Below are 16,392 nucleotides of genomic sequence, written 5' to 3' on the forward strand. Positions count from 1 at the left end.
TGGAAACCCACGGTCACGCCGAAACCGGTGATCAGGTAGGCGACCACGGCCATGGTGGCGTCGAGCGCCGTAAGGCCCCAGCCCCAGGCGATCGGCACTGCGACGACCAACGCGACGAACGGGAGGACCATGAAGGTCCACAGCGTGATCAGCGAGGAGGTGGACCTCGGGGCGTCGAACACCATGGGCTTCGGTTGACGCGGAACGGGCGCCGGCCTGACGGGGGTTCTTGTATCTGTACTCATGCGAGGGCTCCTCGGCGCGTCTCGTCGGCCTTGCCGTCGTCGCGCGGACGAGCGGTGCCGGACGGGGGGTAGCTAGCGAAAGACTGAACGAGCCGCGGAGTCTGGGCGGCCGGCCGCCGTGGACGCATCCGCACGGCGGGGCAATGGGCACATACCCCCGATCGGGCGGAGAAAACCCGCTCGTCGCGGGCTGCGTCGGTTAATCGTCACTCGGCGCCCTGACCGAGCTGGGCTCGATCGGGTGTACGGTCAAAGAGGTGGCCCGCACGATCGTTCGATACGAGCGCTGGGCCATGCTCTTGCGCGACCGATATTCGCGTGGCCGCTCAGCCATTTAGTTCATCCGAGGGAACCCGCTGAGCCGATTGTGAATGGCAGGGGCGAATCGTTCGGAGATTCTGCTTCACCGAAGCAACGGAGTATTTTGATGACGAGCCCGACGACTGTTGTCGACGACCGAAAGACCCTGTCCGGCAAGGAAGAGACCTGCGACGTGTGCGCGCACGAAACGGCGGCGCACGACCCCATCTCTCGTCGCTACTGCGCCGCCACGCTCGCGAACGCGCTGACCCGCCTCTGCATCTGTACCTGACCGGGCACCCGGCGGCTCACCGTTCGAACGGCCGCGGGATCAGCGTGTCCTGATCGAACCCGTCGACCGGCGCCGGGTCCCGGCCCGGCCGCCACAGGTAGAGCTGCTTCTCTGACGTGAACACCATCGTGTCGCCGTCCCAGAGCGGAGCCCGGTCCGGCACGGGACCACGCTTCCACACGGCGTCCGTGAGGTTCTCGCCCACGGTGAGCAGCACACCGTAGGGGGCGTCGGCCGGTCCGGCGGCGTCACCGAAGTACCGGCCGCTCGGGGAGAGCGACCAGCGCTCCAAGTCCAGACGCAGGTCCAGGTCGCACCGCTGCTGCGCCGGCTCCGAGGCCGGAGCCACCGAGTAGGTCAGGCAACCGGTCCGGGCCGACTGATCCCCGGTCGTCCGCACCTGTTCCAGCACGTACGCGTCGTTCAGCACGGACCCGGCCACGGCGGCCACGCCGTCCGGCCAGGTCGTTTCGCCACCGCCCCACGGGACGAATCCGAAGCTCGGTGCGGTGTAGCCGTCCTGCCCGAGCGTCCCCGTTGCGGGACGGCGCAGCACCACCTCGTCGCCGATGAGGAGATACGGCTGGGCGTCGGCCGGGACCTCGCTGATCGTTCTGCGCGCCGTGACGAGCCGGTCGTTCCGCAGCTCAGCCCGGACGAGCGACGCACCGGCTCGCCACACGACGCGGGTGCCGGTGTCGTCGACGACGTAGGTCCGCACCTCGTCGGCCACCACCTCGGTCGACGCGTCCGGCCTGATCCAGGTGAGCGTGCCGAACTGCAGACTGAGGAAGCCGCCCCGGAACTCGGTGACGGTGGCGTCGGTGATGTTCTCCCGCACGGTGATCGTGGTGTCGGGGGTCCGGATCTGCTGGCCGTCCTTGACCGCGAGATCGATCGGCCCGCCGTGGCCGCCCTGGGTGACGCCGACCGGCTCGATGCCGGACACGAACGGCGCGAGCAGCACCCCCGTGAGCACGATCGCGACGATCACCGCGACACCGGTCAAGCCGCTCCGGAGGGAATCAGTGGTCACCCGGCATTTCTACTTGCTCGGTTCAACCAGACGGTGGGCAGGCGGCCTGACCGGCCGCCCGAACGGCAGACGGAGGGACGGCGGCGCTGGCAGGCTGTCCACTCTGAGAAACGCTACGGGTGAGGTGACGCGGTGACGGCACGGCGCCGTGCCTGGTTGATCGCGGCATTCGTCGGTGTGCTGCTGCTCGCCGTCACAGCCGTCGGCGTGCTGTACCTCCGCGACGAGCCGATTCCCCGCCTCGCTCGTGCGTCGGCCGCGGCGCCGACGGCCTTCACTCCCTACGAGACCCGGTTCGAGCCCGACTGGCTCCCCCGCGGGTTCGCGCTGGAGCACCGCTGGTCGCAGACCACCCAGCAGGGCTACCTCGCGCAGCGCAGAGGCGACCACGAGTGGGAGCGGATCCAGATCCAGCTCGGCCCGCGCAACGGCACGCTGCTCGGTTTCCGTGCGCCGCGACAGCCCACCTGGAAAGGACTCGCGATCCCTGGTACGGCGTACCTGCTCTGGGAGTGGGCCCCCGGTGCACCGGCATTGGTCGAGGTGGGAAACCGGAAGGACGCCAGGGAGGTCGCACAACGGGTCGCCGCGTCCCTGCGGATCACCGGCCCGCAGCCGGTCCGGTACCCATTCACCGTGCGGCAGCCCGCCGGGTACACGGTGGAGATCACCAGCACGTTCCACGAGACCGGCGGGGAGGTCAGGTCCAGCGTGGGCTTCGGCCCCGGCGACCCGGACATCGACATCGGGGTGCTGGTCTACCCGTCCGAACCGCCGCTCATGTCCGCGAACACGACGGTGCGCGGACTTCCGGCCCGGATCTACCTCGCCGATCAATCCGCATCGGTCAATGTCCAACTCGCCCACGCCGTCGCCCAGGTGAATTGCCACCACCCGGACCAGCCCGCGGCCGATCTGCGTGCCGCGTGTGTTGCGACGGCCGAGACCGTTCGCCTGGTGGGTGACCCCCGCGACCCCGCGACCTGGCGCACGCCGCCGGTGCACCGCTGACCGGCCCTGGCAGGTGCGCGCCGGCCCTGCCGCCGTTCCCGTTGGAGACACCGCCGAGACTGACGCCTTACCGGGCGGTGGTCCTCCCGCGCTGGCCTGTCGTGATCGCAACGCCGACCCACGAGGCTGCGATGGTGACGGCAACCGCAGCCTGGACGAGGGGCGTGTACGCCTCCGGGAACCAGACGCCCTCGATGTAGTGGTCGAGGAACCCACCCGGCGCTAGATGCGGCCAGCTGCCGCGGGCACGCAACGCGTTCTCCAGCCGGGTGAGCGGGCAGGGGATGGAGACCATCAGCGTTGTGACGGCCCAGAGGACGGCCGGCACGTGCAGGGCGAGCACCCGCGGCCACCGCAAGGCCAGGCACCCGCCGAAAACGAGCAGCCCCAGGAAGGCGAAGTGCGCCACCATGACCACGCACGCCAGAACCCGGAACCCCATGATTCGACGTTAGCGGTGTCACCCGACCACCGGATCATTGCGAGCCAGGCACCGGCAACGGCCTACCCCGGGGCCTGCTGGGCTGGAATGCCCGTCAAGCGCCCGAACGCGAGGATCCGGCAGGCCGCAGTTGCCGGGTCATTCGCAAGATCATCTGATGGACCACCACGCCTACGGCAGCATTCATCGTGGCGAGCGCGGACGCACCGAGCAGCCCCACCTCGATGCTCATCACGTCGGTAGCGACGAGCACGACTGGCCAACCAACAGCAGCGGCCATGAGTGACGAGCGCCACCAACGTCCGAAAACCAAGCCAAGCAAAATCAGTGTCGGGATCACGGCGAGCCTTACCGCGGAAGTTGTACTAAACACTCAAAATGTACCGCGAGAACACCGCCACAGGGCTGTCCTCATCACACGAATTCACAGCTCAACAAGCCGAAAGGCCGCCGACTGATGTCGGCGGCCCACCCACAACTGGGCGAATATTGCGCGTATGCCCGATTGTGGAGCTGAGGGGACTCGAACCCCTGACCCCCACACTGCCAGTGTGGTGCGCTACCAGCTGCGCCACAGCCCCGTCCGGCCCGTTCCGGACCGACTGCTGAATAGTACACAACCAGCGGGCCAGACCCGCATCCGCCCTCGGCCGCTCGGCCGGCGAGCGACTAGTTCAGCTGCGGATCCGCCGGATAGAACGCCAGCGCCGCCAGCATCCCACCCTGCCGCCGCAACACCATCGACCACAGGTCTTCCGGCTGCGGCACGAACGCATCCCCCGGCAGCGCGTCCAGGACCAGCCACGCGCCCTGCGAGATCTCCGACTCCAGCTGGTCGGCGTCCCACCCGGCGTACCCGGCGAAGACTCGTAGCCGGTCCAGCGACCCGTCGAACGCGTCCGGGCTGGTTGACAGGTCCACGGTGCCGACGACCCCCTCGACGCGACTGAAGCCGTCCGGGGTGGTGCCGGGCCGCACCCTGGCCAGGCAGATCGCGGCCTCTGGCTGCACCGGACCGCCCTCGAAGACCACCTGTGGCTGTGCCGCGAAGTCCTGCCAGCCGTCGAGCACGTCCTCGACCTGCACCTCGGTGGCGCGGTTGAGCACCACACCGAGCGCTCCGCTGGGTTCGTGAGCGATCAGCAGCACGACCGAACGCTCGAAGTTCGGATCCTTCAACGAAGGAGAGGCAACCAGAAGGCGCCCCGTCAGGTCTTCCGCCGGCATGCCGGTGATCATGCCGAACCACCCCCGCCATCGTTCGCGCTAGTCGCCCTGGAGCGCCCGACGGAGCATGTCACTTCGCGCGCCCGCGCGCGAGCATCTCGTCACACACGTGACCAGTGCTAGCCCCTGTCCGGTCAATCGTCGATCTCTGGCTAGCCAGCCTGCGGGCAAGAAAAACGCCGACCCTCCGTTGGGAGGGCCGGCGACGCTATGTGACTTACTTCTTGAACACGTCCTTCACGCTCTTCGCGGCGTCCTTCAGGTGCTCGCCGGCCTGCTTCACCTTCGACTCCGACCGGTCCGCAGCACCTTCTGCCTGCAGACTCTCGTCGCCCGTGGCTCCGCCCCAGCGTTCCTTCGCAGTGCCCTTCAACTCCTGGGCCTTGTTCTCGGCCTTGTCGTCGAAGCTCATCTCGGACTCCCTTCCGATGACTGATGGTTAGGTACCCCGCGGCCACTGGGCTACACATCCGCCCCCCGTAAGGTCAGCCACATGCCGGTGCGTACCGGCGCTGGATGCTCACTACGGAGGACGCTTCATGACCACCGTGCGGCCGGACGTCGCCGTGATCGGAGGCTCCGGCCTCTACGCGCTGCTGGACGACGTCGATGAAGTGAGCGTGCAGACGCCCTACGGCGCACCCAGCGACCCGATCACGATCGGCACCGTCGAGGGCCGTGCGGTCGCGTTCCTTCCCCGCCACGGGCGTGACCACCGCTTCCCGCCGCACAAGATCCCCTACCGGGCCAACATCTGGGCCCTGCGGTCGCTGGGCGTCCGCCAGATCCTCGCGCCGTGCGCCGTCGGTGGGCTGCGACCGGAACTCGGCCCCGGCACGTTCGTGGTTCCCGACCAGCTGGTCGACCGTACGTCCGGCCGCCCGCAGACGTTCCACGACGTCGGCGCGGTGCACGTCTCGTTCGCTGACCCGTACTGCCCGACCGGGCGTGCGGCCGTGCTGAAGACCGCCGCGGCGACCGACGTCGCGCCGGTCGACGGCGGGACGATGGTCGTCGTCGAAGGGCCGCGGTTCTCCACCCGCGCCGAGTCGCGCTGGTTCACCGCGCAGGGCTGGTCGGTGGTGAACATGACCGGCCACCCCGAGGCAGTGCTCGCTCGCGAACTGGCCGTCTGCTACACGGCGGTGGCCCTGGTCACCGATCTGGACGCCGGGGTCGACGCCGGCGAGGAGGTCACGCAGGAGGAGGTGTTCCGCGTCTTCGCCGAGAACACCGATCGGATGCGCACGTTGATCCTGCGCACCGCCGCCGCGCTCCCCACCGAGCGGGAGTGCGCCTGCGAGCACGCCTTGGACGGCATCAACATCACGTTCGAGCTGCCGTAAGCCTCATTTGGACTCGCTGGCCGGAGTCGAACCGGCGTCTCCTTCGAGGTACTCCAAGGGCTCTGTCCACTGAGCTACAGCGAGAGGTCCGCCCAGTGTCTCGCATCGAGTGCGTTCTGTATGCACTCTGAGTGCAACTGGCCCTCAGCCGTCGGCAAACACGTCTTCTTTTCGGACGCCCGAGAGCAGGGCCATGGCCGCAGGCACCACCCGCACACCGCGCCGTCACCACCGTCGACCCGAACGTGCAACGAACGCCGCCGAGCACTCCGGACACGCACGACCACCTCCGTGGCTACTCCGCCCTACTCGCCACAGTTGTAGACGCCCCCACCGACAGGAACTACGCCGGATCCACCGGGGCGGGTGGACGCTTGCTCTCGAAGTCGGTGATGAACCGGCTGAGTAGTCCGACAAGCTGACGGACGTCGTCGGCGGGCCAGTCGCAGAGGACCGTGGCGAGATGCTCGTCCCGGCGCCGCCGCAGCACGTCGATCGCCTCGCGTCCGGCGGACGTGGGCACCAGCACGCAGGCCCGCCCGTCCGCCGGGTCGGGTTGACGCTCGACCAGGCCCCGGTCGACGAGCTGAGCGACCTGCCTGCTGACCGTCGACGGGTCGGCGTGCACGGCCTCGGCGAGCGCACCGGCCCGCTGGGGACGCTCGGCGAGCTGGAAGAGGAGCCCGTACGCGGCGGTGGCCGCTTCACCGACGCTGAGCGTCTGCTGGGCTTTGTGCCGCACCATCGCCCGGCCGAAGCGGGCGAGCTGGCGTCCCAGCTCGGTGACCGTCTCGTCGGGATGACACGACGTGGGGGCGGTGGACGGCGGCGCCGTCGCAACGACAGCGCTGGAGTCAGCCATGGCGGAATGCGTCTCCTCGGGCAAAAGCTTGCTTGGTACAACTGTAGTGGTGCAGTAGGCCGTCCGCTATGAAACTCGATGACACGCAGAAGCCCCGGCCGCGAGGGCCGGGGCTTCGTGGCGTGGAGGTGGCGGGAATCGAACCCGCGTCCACCGTCGCCTCAACAGGTCTTCTCCGGGCGCAGTTCGCTATGTCTCTACTCGGCCCCACCGGTCACGCGAACAAGCCGGTGCGACGAGCCCAGCCACTGTGAGATGTCCTAGCTGGCCCCGATAGCCGGGCCAGCAAGTAAGCCCTCTAGCTGATGCCAGGGTCCGGGCCGAAGGCACTCCCGGTCTGACAGAGTCGCTCTTACTTAGGCAGCAAGAGCGAGCTCGCGCTGATTAACATCGGCGCTTAATTGGTTGCAACGCATGGTTTACGAGCTCATCGTTGCCTTCCTCGGCCCGCTTCTCCTGTCTCAACGTCCGGTGTCGAGACCAATCACCCCCTGGTCGGTGTTCCTTCCATCCAGTCTAGCGTCGGCCCTTCAGGTTGCGCCCATAGGCACGGGCGATCTCCCGGTTGGCGTCCCGCTTGGCCATGTCCTGCCGTTTGTCCCACGCCTTCTTACCGCGCGCGAGCGCCAGCTCGACCTTGGCCCGACCGTCGGAGAAGTAGAGCGACAGCGGGACGAGCGTCAGCCCGCCCTCCTTGATCTTGCCGATCAGCTTCTCGATCTCCGCCCGGTGCAGCAGCAGCTTCCGGACTCGGCGCGGCGCGTGGTTGGTCCAGGTACCGGCCACATACTCCGGGATGTGGACACCGTGCAGGTAGACCTCACCGTCGTCGACCAGCCCGAACCCGTCGACGAGTGAGGCACGGCCGGCGCGCAGCGACTTCACCTCGGTGCCGGTCAGCACGATGCCGGCTTCCCAGGTGTCGAGCACGGTGTAGTCGTGCCGAGCCTTGCGGTTGGACGCGATGACCTTGCGTCCGGTCTCCCGCGGCATCGACCCTCCTGCCATTCGAAACGATCACGGGCCGACCGAGTGCGGCCCGGAGATCAATCCTACGGCGGACGAGAACTCGATTACGCGTCAGAGATAACCGAGGGGGTTGACCGGGTTGCCGTCCAGCCGCACCTCGAAGTGCAGGTGGTTGCCGGTCGACGCGCCGGTCGTCCCGACCCGGCCGATCACCTCGCCGCGGCTAACCCGCTGCCCGGTCCACACGAGGATCTTCGACTGGTGGGCGTAGCACGTGGACAGGCCGGCGCCGTTGGACAGGTCGCCGTGGTAGATGCAGGTGTAGTTGCCGTAGCCGCCGTTCCAGCCGGCCCGCGCGACGACCCCGGAACCCGCGGCCCGGATCGCGGCGCCCGCCGGTGCCGCGAAGTCGGTTCCGGCGTGCAGCTGCGAGCGGTGGTAGTACGGGTCGTACCGCCAGCCGAAGTCACTGGACTTCCAACCCGAGACCGGCATCCACAGCTGACCGGGGCGGCTCATCCGGGGACGGTGGCTGCGCGTCCGCGTCGGCCCTCCCCGCTCCCGCCGGGCCGTGGCGCGCAGCGCCTGGCCGATCCGGTACGACTCGGCTTGCGCCTCGGCGTATCGCGCCTCGCTCGCCCGCTGCTCCTGCCCGGCCACCCGGACGGCGTTCCGCCGCTGCGCCACCAGGCCGACCATCTCGGCCTGCGCCGCGTGCGCGGCGCTCTGCTCGGCGCGCGCGGCGGCGAGTGCCCGGCGGGCCTGTGTCCTGGCGACGTCGGCCTGACGCTTCTGCTCGGCGACGTTCGCCCGCTGCTCGGCCACGTCCTGCCGACGCCGTTCGACGAGATCGACGGCGCGCTGCTGACCACCGACCAGCCGAGTCGTGTAGTTCAGCCGATCGAGCAGCTCGTCCGGGCCGCCGACCGCTCCGAGCGCGGACAGCACCATGTAGGACCGCCCCTCATACGTCGAGCGGACGTACGTACCGAGGTCGTCACGTGCTTCCTCCACAGCGGCCTGTGCGGCGTCGAAGCGCTGCTGGGCGATTCGCAGCGCGTGGGCGGCCCGCGCCGACCGGCGCTCGGCCGCCGCCGCACGCACTTGCGACGCGGCGACCCGCCCCTGCGCGGACGCCACCCGGACCTGCGCTCCGGGAAGACGCTGGGAGGCGTCCAGAAACGCCGTCGTCGCCGACCGCGCCCTAGCGGTCGCGGTCTCCATGATCGCCGCGGCCCGGTGCAGCTCGCGTCGGGCTTCGGCCTGATCGGCCGGTGACGGCCCGTTCCGCGCCTGTACAACCGGTAGGTGGACGAGGAGCGCTGCTCCCACCGCGAGCACCATGCTCACCGCATACAAACGGCCACGCCTCACCGGCATCCGAACCCCCCGCGCGCCACTGCTGACGACCGGGCATACGGTACGGCTCGTCCGTTTAGTTCACAAAAGTCACTGCTCTACCGGCGCGTCACACCTTCACGTAGAACCGGAGCGTCGTCCAACCGGTGATGCCCGCGGTGAGCACCGCGACCAGGGCCAGCAGCGGCGCGGTCACCGCGATCTCGCTCCACCCGATCGTCGGGACGACGCTGTTCTGACCGAGCGCCTCCAGCGCGTCGTCGATCACGATCAGCTTCGCGATCGCCAGACCGATCGAGGCCAGAATCGCACCGATTAGGCCGGCCACCGCGGCCTCCAGGACGAACGGCAGGCGGACGTACCAGTTCGAGGCACCGACGAGCTTCATGATGCTGACCTCACGCCGCCGGCTGTAGGCCGCGACCTGGATCGTGTTACCGATCAGCAGCACCGCGGCGACACCCGAGACGAGCGAGACGACCAGCGAGAGGTTCTTGACCGCGTCGATCGCGTCGAAGAGCCTGCCGACGAGTTCCTGCTGGGTGGAGACGACGTCCACGCCGGGCTCGTCCTTATAGGCAGTGTCGATCGCGCCCGCGTTGGACGGGTCCGTCAGCTTGATCCGGAACGACTCCGGCAGCGACTCCGGCTTGGTGTTCTCCACCAGGTCGGGCGAGTCCGCGAACAGCTCCTTGAACCGCTCGTAGGCCTCTTCCTTGCTCTCGTACGTGACCGATTGGATCTCCGGGTCGTCCTCCAGCTTCTGCTGGAGTGCGTCCTTCTGTTCGGTCGTGACCGCGGTCTCGAGGAAGATCGAGACCTCGACCTGCGCGTAGAGCAGGTCCTTCGTCTTGTTGACCTCCGTGTACAACAATCCACCCGCGCCGAGCAGCGCCAGCGAGATCGCCGTGGTGAGGATCAGGGCGACCGTCATCGTGACGTTGCGCCACAGGCCAGTCGCAGCTTCGGTCAGGACGAACTTGGCACGCATGGATTCCTCAGGAGGATGGAGACCGCAGCGGGACGCGACGACCGCTGCCGGTAGGAGTCGGGGGCTTCAGCGGTAGGTAGCGGCCGCGCTCATCCGTACACACCGCGCGCCTGGTCACGGATGACTCGGCCGCGGTCGAGCTCGACCACGCGTCGGCGCATCTGGTTGACGATGTTCGAGTCGTGCGTGGCCATGACGACGGTGGTGCCGGTGCGGTTGATCCGGTCCAGCAGACGCATGATCTCGATCGAGGTGTCCGGGTCGAGGTTTCCGGTCGGCTCGTCGGCCAGCAGGACCAGCGGCCGGTTGACGAACGCCCGCGCGACCGCGACTCGCTGCTGCTCACCACCGGAGAGCTCGTGCGGGTAGCGGTTTTCCTTGCCCTCCAGGCCGACGAGGCTCAGCACCTCGGGCACGACCCGGCGGATCACCGAGCGGGTCTTCCCGATGACCTCGAGGGCGAACGCGACGTTCTCCGCGGCGGTCTTGTTCGGGAGCAGCCGGAAGTCCTGGAAGACGCAGCCGACGCTGCGCCGGAGCTGCGGCACCTTCCACGGGCGGATCGTGGCGACGTCCCGGCCGGCAACCAGCACCTTGCCGTTGGTCGGCGTCTCCTCTTTGAGGAGCAACCGGATGAACGTGGACTTCCCCGAACCCGACGGCCCGATGAAGAAGACGAACTCGCCCTTCTCGACGTTGACGTTCACGTCGTCGAGGGCAGGGCGACGCGACTTCGGGTACGTCTTGGTCACGCGGTCGAGGGTGATCACGGGGGCCGAGTCTAGCCACACCCACCTGGCGGGCAGGCTGGGCTACACAGCTCTCCTACGGTCTTGTTCAGAGTCGGGCAGCAGGCCAGGTCCTCCTGCGGCCGGATCCGCAGGTGGCGCCGCCGAGCGGCGTCCGCAGACCTCACAATCTCGTGTCCGGACGCGCCACCGTGACGGGGCATCCGGTGTGGGACAGGTGTGGCGGGACGGGGGCGTTCGGCTGTCCGGATGAATGCGCGCCGTCACTCTGCGCGGCGACCCGGCCGTCTCACACTCCGGACATTGCCACTGTCCTGTCATCGACGGCGCAACCCCGTCGTGTGCGGGTGTCCGCTTCGCCCCGCCGTGTCGACCTCGGAATAACGCTTCCCGGCAGTTCGGCGTGTCGAGAATTCTTAATGTGGCGATAAGAATCGGCTAGTGATAGCGATAGGTTCGCCGCTCGGTGCCGCGTCAGTGGCGTCCAGGAATCGCGTCGGACAAGCAGTTGGCCCGGCCGCATCAGGGCGGCCGGGCCAACTATTTCTCGCGCTATCGGTCGTGCTATTCACGATCAGGCTTGCGCCTGATCAGCTGCCCGGCTGAGGAACTCCGGGCCGTTCGGTCAGGCCCGCTTACGACGCCGGGTGACGACCACCATGGCGACACCGAGGCCGAGCACCAGGGCAGCGGCGGCGATGAGGCCACCGAGGCTGGCACCGGTCACCGGCAGGCTGTCCTCGCTGTCCGCGGCCGGCGAGACGCTCGGGGAAGCGTCACCACCCGGGGCAACGCTGGCGCTCACGCTCGGCGAGGCAGTCGGCTCAGCGCCGTCCTCGCAGGTGGCGAGGTCGAGGCTCTTCTCAGCCAGCTTCTGGTCGCGAACCGCGACAGCAACCTTGATCTTGGAGAACTCGAGCTCGCCTTCCTCGGAGACCTTGCCGACCGAGCCGGCGTCCTCCTTGTCGAGGTCCGCGGGCAGCGTCAGCTTCTCGCCGGCGTCGACCCGGAACTCCTCGGTCAGCGGCTTGTCGTCGTCGAGCTTGATGAAGACCCGGAACTTGACCGTCTTGTCGGTCGGGTTGACCAGCTCGATCGAGAAGGCTTCGCAGCTCAGGACGATCGAGGCGGACGGCTTGTCCGGGGCGGGCGTCTCGGACGGCTTCACGTCACCACAGGTGCCGGGCAGCGGGACGTCGACCCACTCCTCGTGCACGAGCGGCGTCTTGCCGTCCTCCTTGAAGGCCGGCTTGCCGTCCTTGTCGAGGAAGACGCCCTTGACGTAGATCTTCGCGACGTCGCGGCCGTCCTTGTCCTTGATGCCGCGGCTGCCCTTGGGCAGCTTCTGAGTGCCCTTGATCGACTCGCCGGCCTTGATCTCGTCAGCGATTTCGGTCTCGCTGCCGGTGGGCTCGAACGAGACAGTCAGCTTCTCGTCGTGCTCCTCGTCAAGGTTCTGCACCGTCCACTCGACGACGTACCGGCCGTCGACACACTCGGCGGTGCCCTTGACGTAGTTCTCGTGTGCGTTCGCCGGGGCGGCGGTCAGCGCCACCGCACCCATGGTCACCAGACCGGTCACCATCGTCGCGGCAAGGCCACGGCGAAGCGCACCGCGTAAGCCTCGGGCCATCTCAAGCACTTCCATTCCCTCGGTGGACATCAAAAGAACATCTGGGAACGACAAAGGACACGCCGCCGACGGCGTCCGCACATGGCGGACCCATTACGTCGTGCCCCCTAGTAGCCGCGATTCCCGATCCGACTCGCCGACCACTAGCCGGGAGGAACAGGCATTCGCTGCTGGTGCCAGACCATACGTTAACAATGCGATGTCACGCCATAGCTGTGCGAATGTTGTGAGCGAGATTTAAGAGGCGCGACGTGAGCATGGTTAAGGTGAGTACGACAACCATTAGGTCCTCGTTAGCAACCCTGGTCTCCTCACGTCACTCCAGCAGCCTCCGGTTTCGGCCGTTTACTGCAGGTCAAGGCCCCATTCGGTGGTCACGGAGCGCGTCCGCGGCCCGGCTTGGCGGGCCGGTCCGGGGGCCGCGCCCAACCTGCACGGAGATGCGGAAAGGTTGAGGCCCCCTGGCCGATCGGTGGATGTCCTACCCCCGGCACGAAAGGCCGCGGGCCGCCCTCCGGGGTGGAGAGCGGCCCGCAGCCGGGGGACGGCGTCCAGGTCAGGAGACGCCGGCCTCCTGCTGCTTGCGCCAGCGGATGCCCGCCTCGATGAACCCGTCGATGTCGCCGTCGAACACCGCCTGAGGGTTACCAACCTCGTGGTCGGTCCGGAGGTCTTTGACCATCTGGTACGGGTGCACGACGTACGAGCGCATCTGGTTACCCCAGGAATTGCCGCCGTCGCCGCGCAACGCGTCCATCTCGGCCTTCTGCTCCACGCGTCGCCGCTCGAGCAGCCGGGCCTGGAGCACCCGCATCGCGGCCGCCCGGTTCTGGATCTGGGACTTCTCGTTCTGGCAGGACACCACGATCCCGGTCGGCAGGTGGGTGATCCGCACCGCCGAGTCGGTCGTGTTGACGCTCTGGCCACCCGGGCCGGAGGAGCGGAAGACGTCGATCCGGATGTCGTTCTCCGGGATGTCGACGTGGTCGTTCTGCTCGACGACCGGCAGCACCTCCACGCCGGCGAACGACGTCTGGCGCCGGCCCTGGTTGTCGTAAGGGCTGATCCGGACGAGACGGTGCGTGCCCTGTTCGACCGAGAGCGTGCCGTAGGCGTACGGCGCTCTGACCGTGAACGTCGCGGACTTGATCCCGGCCTCTTCGGCGTACGACGTGTCGTAGACCTCGGTGCTGTAGTGGTGGCGCTCCGCCCAGCGGAGGTACATCCGCAGCAGCATCTCGGCGAAGTCGGCCGCGTCGACGCCGCCGGCCTCGGCGCGGATCGTGATCAGCGCCTCGCGTGGGTCATAGTCGCCGGAGAGGAGCGTGCGGACCTCGAGCTCCTCGATCGTGGTCCGGAGCGAGGTCAGCTCGGTGGCGACCTCCTGGACCGAGCCCTGGTCGTCCTCGGCCTCGGCCATCTCCAGCAGCAGCTGGGCGTCGTCGAGGCGTTGACGCAGGCCACCGACCTTGTTCAGCTCGCCCTGGACGAACGAGAGGCGCGAGGTCACCTGCTGCGCCCGCTCCTGGTCGTCCCAGAGGTCAGGCGCAGCGGCCGCCTCATTCAGCTCGGCGAGTTCACGCCGGAGCTTGTCGAGGTCGAGCACGCTCTCGACCGATGTCAGGGTCGTGTCGAGAGCCTTGAGCTCTTCGTGTAGGTCGACGGCAGCCACAGCAACCCAGCCTACGCGGTCAGGTGCCCTGCCCGCTTCACCGCCGCGTGCTCAGCCGCTCGTTACCGCGGCATGCGGCGACCTCGTTCCCGGCCGTGCGCGGCTCCCACCCCAATCGGCCCAGTCAGCCGCATGCGGCGACCTCGTTCCCGGCCGTGCGCGGCTCCCACCCCCGGCAGCCGCGCGCGGCCGGGAACGACCGGCCACCGTGGGATCAGCTCAAACCGGGTGCGCTGTCGAGCCACTTCAGGATCGACCGCTGGTACTGGATCGCGAACTCCAGCGTCGCCACCTGGAATGCGTCGTCCCGCTTCTTGACCTCCTTGAGCTCCTCCCGAAGCTCCGCCAACCGGTTGGTGTGCTCTTCCCGGCGCTCCGTGTACAGCTCCTGGAGCTGTTGCGGCTTGTGCAGCGACCCGAACGCCGCCCGCAGCATGAGCGGGTTACGTAGCTGGTCACGCCCCGCGTCCTCGCTCAGCCACTTCGCGAACACGCGCTTACCGGACGCGGTGATCGCATAGGGCTGAGAGGAGCGGGGGCCGGGTCTTCCGAGCCGAACGAACCCTCTCTCGGCCAGAACCGGCAACTCGCGGTATACCTGGCTCCGAGTAGTGGTCCAGAACGGACCCAATCTGTTCTCCGCAGTGGCCATGAGCTGGCCACCTGTCATCGGACCCTCGTGGAGCAGCCCGAGCAGGGCCGCCGCTGTCGCATTGAGACCTTTCTCCGCCATGCTAGCCACGGTGACACGATTCGGGCGGTCGCGCCATACGCCACGCCTTCCAAAGTGGAACCCATCACAAGTCGGACAGTTCGCAGGTCATCGGGGGCGCGGGCCATCCCCGGGAGCAAGCGCGGGGAAGCGTCGAGAAGAGCCGGTCACGGTCCGATCAGGCCCTCCAGCGTACCCGCGATGAGCTCACCGCAACCCGCTCCAAGCCGTCCGGTATACCGAACAGTCGTCCGAACGGGAGGACGACCGTACGCGTACAGACCAGCGTGATCTGATCATTTTGTACGCCCAGCTCCACGAAAACCCCCTCGTTCTGTATACCCGCGAGGTAGACCTGCAGCTCAGCGGCCGCATCGTCGTAGTGGAGCGGCGCCTGATCGGACGGAACCGGGCCCGTCGTGTACGCCCCGGCGTCGGCTGCGCCACCGGCCACCGCGAGCGCGGCACTGTCGCACCAGGCCTGGAGATCGCGCTGGGCGAGGAACGCGCTGGAGGCGGTCGTCGCGCCGGCGATCAGCAGGAGCGCGATCGCGACACACAGCAGGATCAGCGGCAGCGTGCTGCCCGCATCGCGCCGTGCGGACGCCGCCCGCCTCATCGCTGGCTTCATCGCTCGCCTCGCAGGTCGTCCAGCCGCACGACGTAGCGCGCCTCGACGGTGTTGCGGCCCGCGTCCAGCAGCGTGGGCACGCCCGGCAACCGATAGGTCGTTCGGACGCACAGCTCGTACCGGGAGCCTGCGGTGAGCGGCGGCGCCTCGCTCACCGGGCTAACAGTCGAGTCGACGGTGAGGCCGTCGGCAACCAGCGGTCCCTCGCAGCTCGCGCCGATCGGGCCCCAGTGCAGTTCGGCGTCGCCGGAGAGGCCCTGGTCGGCGAGCGCGAGCCGCACCGCGTAGGTCGCGCGGGCGGATGCGGTGGAGGGGTCGTCGGCCGTCGCGTAGGCGCGGCCGGCCTCGCGGGCGGCCTGGGTCACCGCGAACGCGTGGCGCTGGGCCTCGGACAGCGCGAGCACCACGTAGAGCAGCGGGGCCAGGAGCAGCACCCCGGCGAACACGAACTCGACGATCGCCGCGCCGCTCTCCCCCACCGGCCGCCGGCGCGACCCGGCCGGAGCGCGCGCCCGGCGGGAGTGCGACGGCGTCATGGCGGGGCGCCTTCCTCGACCGCACGGGCGGTGACGTGGAGCGGCAGCGCGTCGCCGATCGGGGCGAAGAACACCGGCAGCGCGCCGACGCACTCCACGCCGGCGAGCCGCAGGCCGCCCTCGCCGATCTCCTCCCGTCCCACGCAGGTGACCCGGGACGCGACGTCCCGGCCCGCGCCTCGGCGCAGCGTGAGCTCTGCCCGCGCGGCGCCCTGGTCGGAGCCGACGTCGGCGTTCGCGGCGAATCGCGCGCCCTCCGCCGCGCTCGCCGCGACGACGTTGCGCACGTAGAGGTAGACCGCTACCTGCAGCACGCCGAGCAACAGCATCAGCAGGACGACGCTGACCAGAGCGAACTCCACGGCGGCGGAGCCACGCT

General features: G+C 68.6%; 19 protein-coding genes, 2 tRNA genes, 1 other RNA gene and 1 pseudogene. 3 read left to right on the plus strand and 20 right to left on the minus strand.

What is annotated here, in order from left to right:
• Positions 1-185 (minus strand): annotated as a pseudogene (locus BUB75_RS41570) (acyl-CoA desaturase); the annotation flags it as partial.
• A 487-nt stretch (positions 186-672) separates the two neighbouring features.
• Between BUB75_RS41570 and BUB75_RS46860 the strand changes: the two are divergent.
• Complete coding sequence (locus tag BUB75_RS46860; RefSeq protein ID WP_178380118.1) at positions 673-837, plus strand: RGCVC family protein; 165 nt, start codon at positions 673-675, stop codon at positions 835-837.
• A 16-nt stretch (positions 838-853) separates the two neighbouring features.
• Here BUB75_RS46860 and BUB75_RS41575 read toward each other — a convergent pair whose 3' ends face one another.
• The gene (locus BUB75_RS41575; protein ID WP_143175757.1) at positions 854-1,873 is read right to left on the minus strand and encodes a hypothetical protein; all 1,020 of its coding nucleotides are present in this window, start codon (positions 1,871-1,873) and stop codon (positions 854-856) included.
• Positions 1,874-2,005: 132 nt separating this feature from the next.
• Between BUB75_RS41575 and BUB75_RS41580 the strand changes: the two genes are divergently transcribed.
• Positions 2,006-2,884, plus strand: coding sequence for a hypothetical protein (locus BUB75_RS41580; RefSeq protein WP_073265968.1), 879 nt, complete (start codon positions 2,006-2,008; stop codon positions 2,882-2,884).
• Between the two features lie 67 nt (positions 2,885-2,951).
• Here the strand turns inward: BUB75_RS41580 and BUB75_RS41585 are convergent, their stop codons facing one another.
• From BUB75_RS41585 to BUB75_RS41605, 5 genes are all read right to left on the minus strand, one after another.
• Positions 2,952-3,326, minus strand: a complete 375-nt coding sequence (locus BUB75_RS41585; RefSeq protein ID WP_073265970.1) for a DUF2784 domain-containing protein — start codon at positions 3,324-3,326, stop codon at positions 2,952-2,954.
• A gap of 94 nt (positions 3,327-3,420) precedes the next feature.
• Positions 3,421-3,666, minus strand: coding sequence for a hypothetical protein (locus tag BUB75_RS41590; protein WP_073265972.1), 246 nt, complete (start codon positions 3,664-3,666; stop codon positions 3,421-3,423).
• Between the two features lie 168 nt (positions 3,667-3,834).
• Positions 3,835-3,907, minus strand: a tRNA-Ala gene (locus BUB75_RS41595).
• 88 nt (positions 3,908-3,995) lie between these two features.
• A complete protein-coding gene (locus BUB75_RS41600) occupies positions 3,996-4,565 on the minus strand; it encodes a YqgE/AlgH family protein (protein WP_073265974.1) in 570 nt (189 codons plus the stop codon).
• A gap of 205 nt (positions 4,566-4,770) precedes the next feature.
• Complete coding sequence (locus tag BUB75_RS41605; protein ID WP_073265976.1) at positions 4,771-4,965, minus strand: CsbD family protein; 195 nt, start codon at positions 4,963-4,965, stop codon at positions 4,771-4,773.
• A 127-nt stretch (positions 4,966-5,092) separates the two neighbouring features.
• Here BUB75_RS41605 and BUB75_RS41610 point away from each other — a divergent pair, with 127 nt between their 5' ends.
• Positions 5,093-5,899, plus strand: coding sequence for an S-methyl-5'-thioadenosine phosphorylase (locus BUB75_RS41610; protein WP_073265978.1), 807 nt, complete (start codon positions 5,093-5,095; stop codon positions 5,897-5,899).
• Between the two features lie 8 nt (positions 5,900-5,907).
• Here the strand turns inward: BUB75_RS41610 and BUB75_RS41615 are convergent.
• The 13 genes from BUB75_RS41615 to BUB75_RS41675 form a co-directional block, all read right to left on the minus strand.
• Positions 5,908-5,983 (minus strand) — tRNA-OTHER (locus BUB75_RS41615).
• 259 nt (positions 5,984-6,242) lie between these two features.
• Positions 6,243-6,761: a MarR family winged helix-turn-helix transcriptional regulator gene (locus BUB75_RS41620; RefSeq protein ID WP_084742435.1), complete on the minus strand. Its 519-nt coding sequence runs from the start codon at positions 6,759-6,761 to the stop codon at positions 6,243-6,245.
• A gap of 120 nt (positions 6,762-6,881) precedes the next feature.
• Positions 6,882-7,253, minus strand: a transfer-messenger RNA (tmRNA) gene (gene ssrA / locus BUB75_RS41625).
• Between the two features lie 24 nt (positions 7,254-7,277).
• The gene (gene smpB, locus BUB75_RS41630; protein ID WP_073265980.1) at positions 7,278-7,754 is read right to left on the minus strand and encodes an SsrA-binding protein SmpB; all 477 of its coding nucleotides are present in this window, start codon (positions 7,752-7,754) and stop codon (positions 7,278-7,280) included.
• An 87-nt stretch (positions 7,755-7,841) separates the two neighbouring features.
• Positions 7,842-9,074 (minus strand): M23 family metallopeptidase, encoded by a 1,233-nt coding sequence (locus BUB75_RS41635; protein ID WP_084742436.1) that lies wholly within the window; start codon positions 9,072-9,074, stop codon positions 7,842-7,844.
• A gap of 124 nt (positions 9,075-9,198) precedes the next feature.
• The gene (ftsX, locus tag BUB75_RS41640; protein ID WP_073265984.1) at positions 9,199-10,080 is read right to left on the minus strand and encodes a permease-like cell division protein FtsX; all 882 of its coding nucleotides are present in this window, start codon (positions 10,078-10,080) and stop codon (positions 9,199-9,201) included.
• A gap of 89 nt (positions 10,081-10,169) precedes the next feature.
• Positions 10,170-10,850: a cell division ATP-binding protein FtsE gene (gene ftsE / locus BUB75_RS41645; protein WP_073265986.1), complete on the minus strand. Its 681-nt coding sequence runs from the start codon at positions 10,848-10,850 to the stop codon at positions 10,170-10,172.
• A 604-nt stretch (positions 10,851-11,454) separates the two neighbouring features.
• Positions 11,455-12,492: a hypothetical protein gene (locus BUB75_RS41650; RefSeq protein ID WP_218618095.1), complete on the minus strand. Its 1,038-nt coding sequence runs from the start codon at positions 12,490-12,492 to the stop codon at positions 11,455-11,457.
• A 526-nt stretch (positions 12,493-13,018) separates the two neighbouring features.
• The gene (gene prfB / locus BUB75_RS41655) at positions 13,019-14,134 is read right to left on the minus strand and encodes a peptide chain release factor 2 (RefSeq protein ID WP_073265989.1); all 1,116 of its coding nucleotides are present in this window, start codon (positions 14,132-14,134) and stop codon (positions 13,019-13,021) included.
• A 214-nt stretch (positions 14,135-14,348) separates the two neighbouring features.
• Positions 14,349-14,867 carry a PadR family transcriptional regulator gene (locus tag BUB75_RS48705; RefSeq protein ID WP_073265991.1) on the minus strand — a complete coding sequence of 173 codons (519 nt, stop codon included), beginning with the start codon at positions 14,865-14,867 and terminating at the stop codon, positions 14,349-14,351.
• A 157-nt stretch (positions 14,868-15,024) separates the two neighbouring features.
• Entirely contained in the window at positions 15,025-15,477 is a 453-nt protein-coding gene (locus BUB75_RS41665) for a pilus assembly protein TadG-related protein (protein WP_084742438.1), read from the minus strand.
• On the minus strand, positions 15,474-16,013 hold the full coding sequence (locus BUB75_RS41670) for a TadE/TadG family type IV pilus assembly protein (protein WP_084742439.1): 540 nt from the start codon (positions 16,011-16,013) through the stop codon (positions 15,474-15,476). The genes BUB75_RS41665 and BUB75_RS41670 overlap by 4 nt, the downstream gene beginning before the upstream one ends.
• Positions 16,010-16,375 (minus strand): TadE/TadG family type IV pilus assembly protein, encoded by a 366-nt coding sequence (locus BUB75_RS41675; RefSeq protein WP_218618096.1) that lies wholly within the window; start codon positions 16,373-16,375, stop codon positions 16,010-16,012. The genes BUB75_RS41670 and BUB75_RS41675 overlap by 4 nt, the downstream gene beginning before the upstream one ends.
• Positions 16,376-16,392: the final 17 nt, after the last annotated feature.

The sequence above is a fragment of the Cryptosporangium aurantiacum genome (genome assembly GCF_900143005.1).
Lineage (GTDB): Bacteria > Actinomycetota > Actinomycetes > Mycobacteriales > Cryptosporangiaceae > Cryptosporangium > Cryptosporangium aurantiacum.

Excerpts from the sequence above, each read along its gene's own strand:
- BUB75_RS41635 (WP_084742436.1), bottom strand. The coding sequence starts at position 9,074 with ATGGTGCTCGCGGTGGGAGCAGCGCTCCTCGTCCACCTACCGGTTGTA.
- BUB75_RS41610 (WP_073265978.1), top strand. The coding sequence starts at position 5,093 with ATGACCACCGTGCGGCCGGACGTCGCCGTGATCGGAGGCTCCGGCCTC.
- BUB75_RS41665 (WP_084742438.1), bottom strand. The coding sequence starts at position 15,477 with ATGAAGCCAGCGATGAGGCGGGCGGCGTCCGCACGGCGCGATGCGGGC.
- BUB75_RS41600 (WP_073265974.1), bottom strand. The coding sequence starts at position 4,565 with ATGATCACCGGCATGCCGGCGGAAGACCTGACGGGGCGCCTTCTGGTT.
- BUB75_RS41670 (WP_084742439.1), bottom strand. The coding sequence starts at position 16,013 with ATGACGCCGTCGCACTCCCGCCGGGCGCGCGCTCCGGCCGGGTCGCGC.
- smpB (WP_073265980.1), bottom strand. The coding sequence starts at position 7,754 with ATGCCGCGGGAGACCGGACGCAAGGTCATCGCGTCCAACCGCAAGGCT.
- BUB75_RS48705 (WP_073265991.1), bottom strand. The coding sequence starts at position 14,867 with ATGGCGGAGAAAGGTCTCAATGCGACAGCGGCGGCCCTGCTCGGGCTG.
- BUB75_RS46860 (WP_178380118.1), top strand. The coding sequence starts at position 673 with ATGACGAGCCCGACGACTGTTGTCGACGACCGAAAGACCCTGTCCGGC.
- BUB75_RS41650 (WP_218618095.1), bottom strand. The coding sequence starts at position 12,492 with ATGTCCACCGAGGGAATGGAAGTGCTTGAGATGGCCCGAGGCTTACGC.
- BUB75_RS41620 (WP_084742435.1), bottom strand. The coding sequence starts at position 6,761 with ATGGCTGACTCCAGCGCTGTCGTTGCGACGGCGCCGCCGTCCACCGCC.
- BUB75_RS41605 (WP_073265976.1), bottom strand. The coding sequence starts at position 4,965 with ATGAGCTTCGACGACAAGGCCGAGAACAAGGCCCAGGAGTTGAAGGGC.
- ftsX (WP_073265984.1), bottom strand. The coding sequence starts at position 10,080 with ATGCGTGCCAAGTTCGTCCTGACCGAAGCTGCGACTGGCCTGTGGCGC.
- BUB75_RS41585 (WP_073265970.1), bottom strand. The coding sequence starts at position 3,326 with ATGGGGTTCCGGGTTCTGGCGTGCGTGGTCATGGTGGCGCACTTCGCC.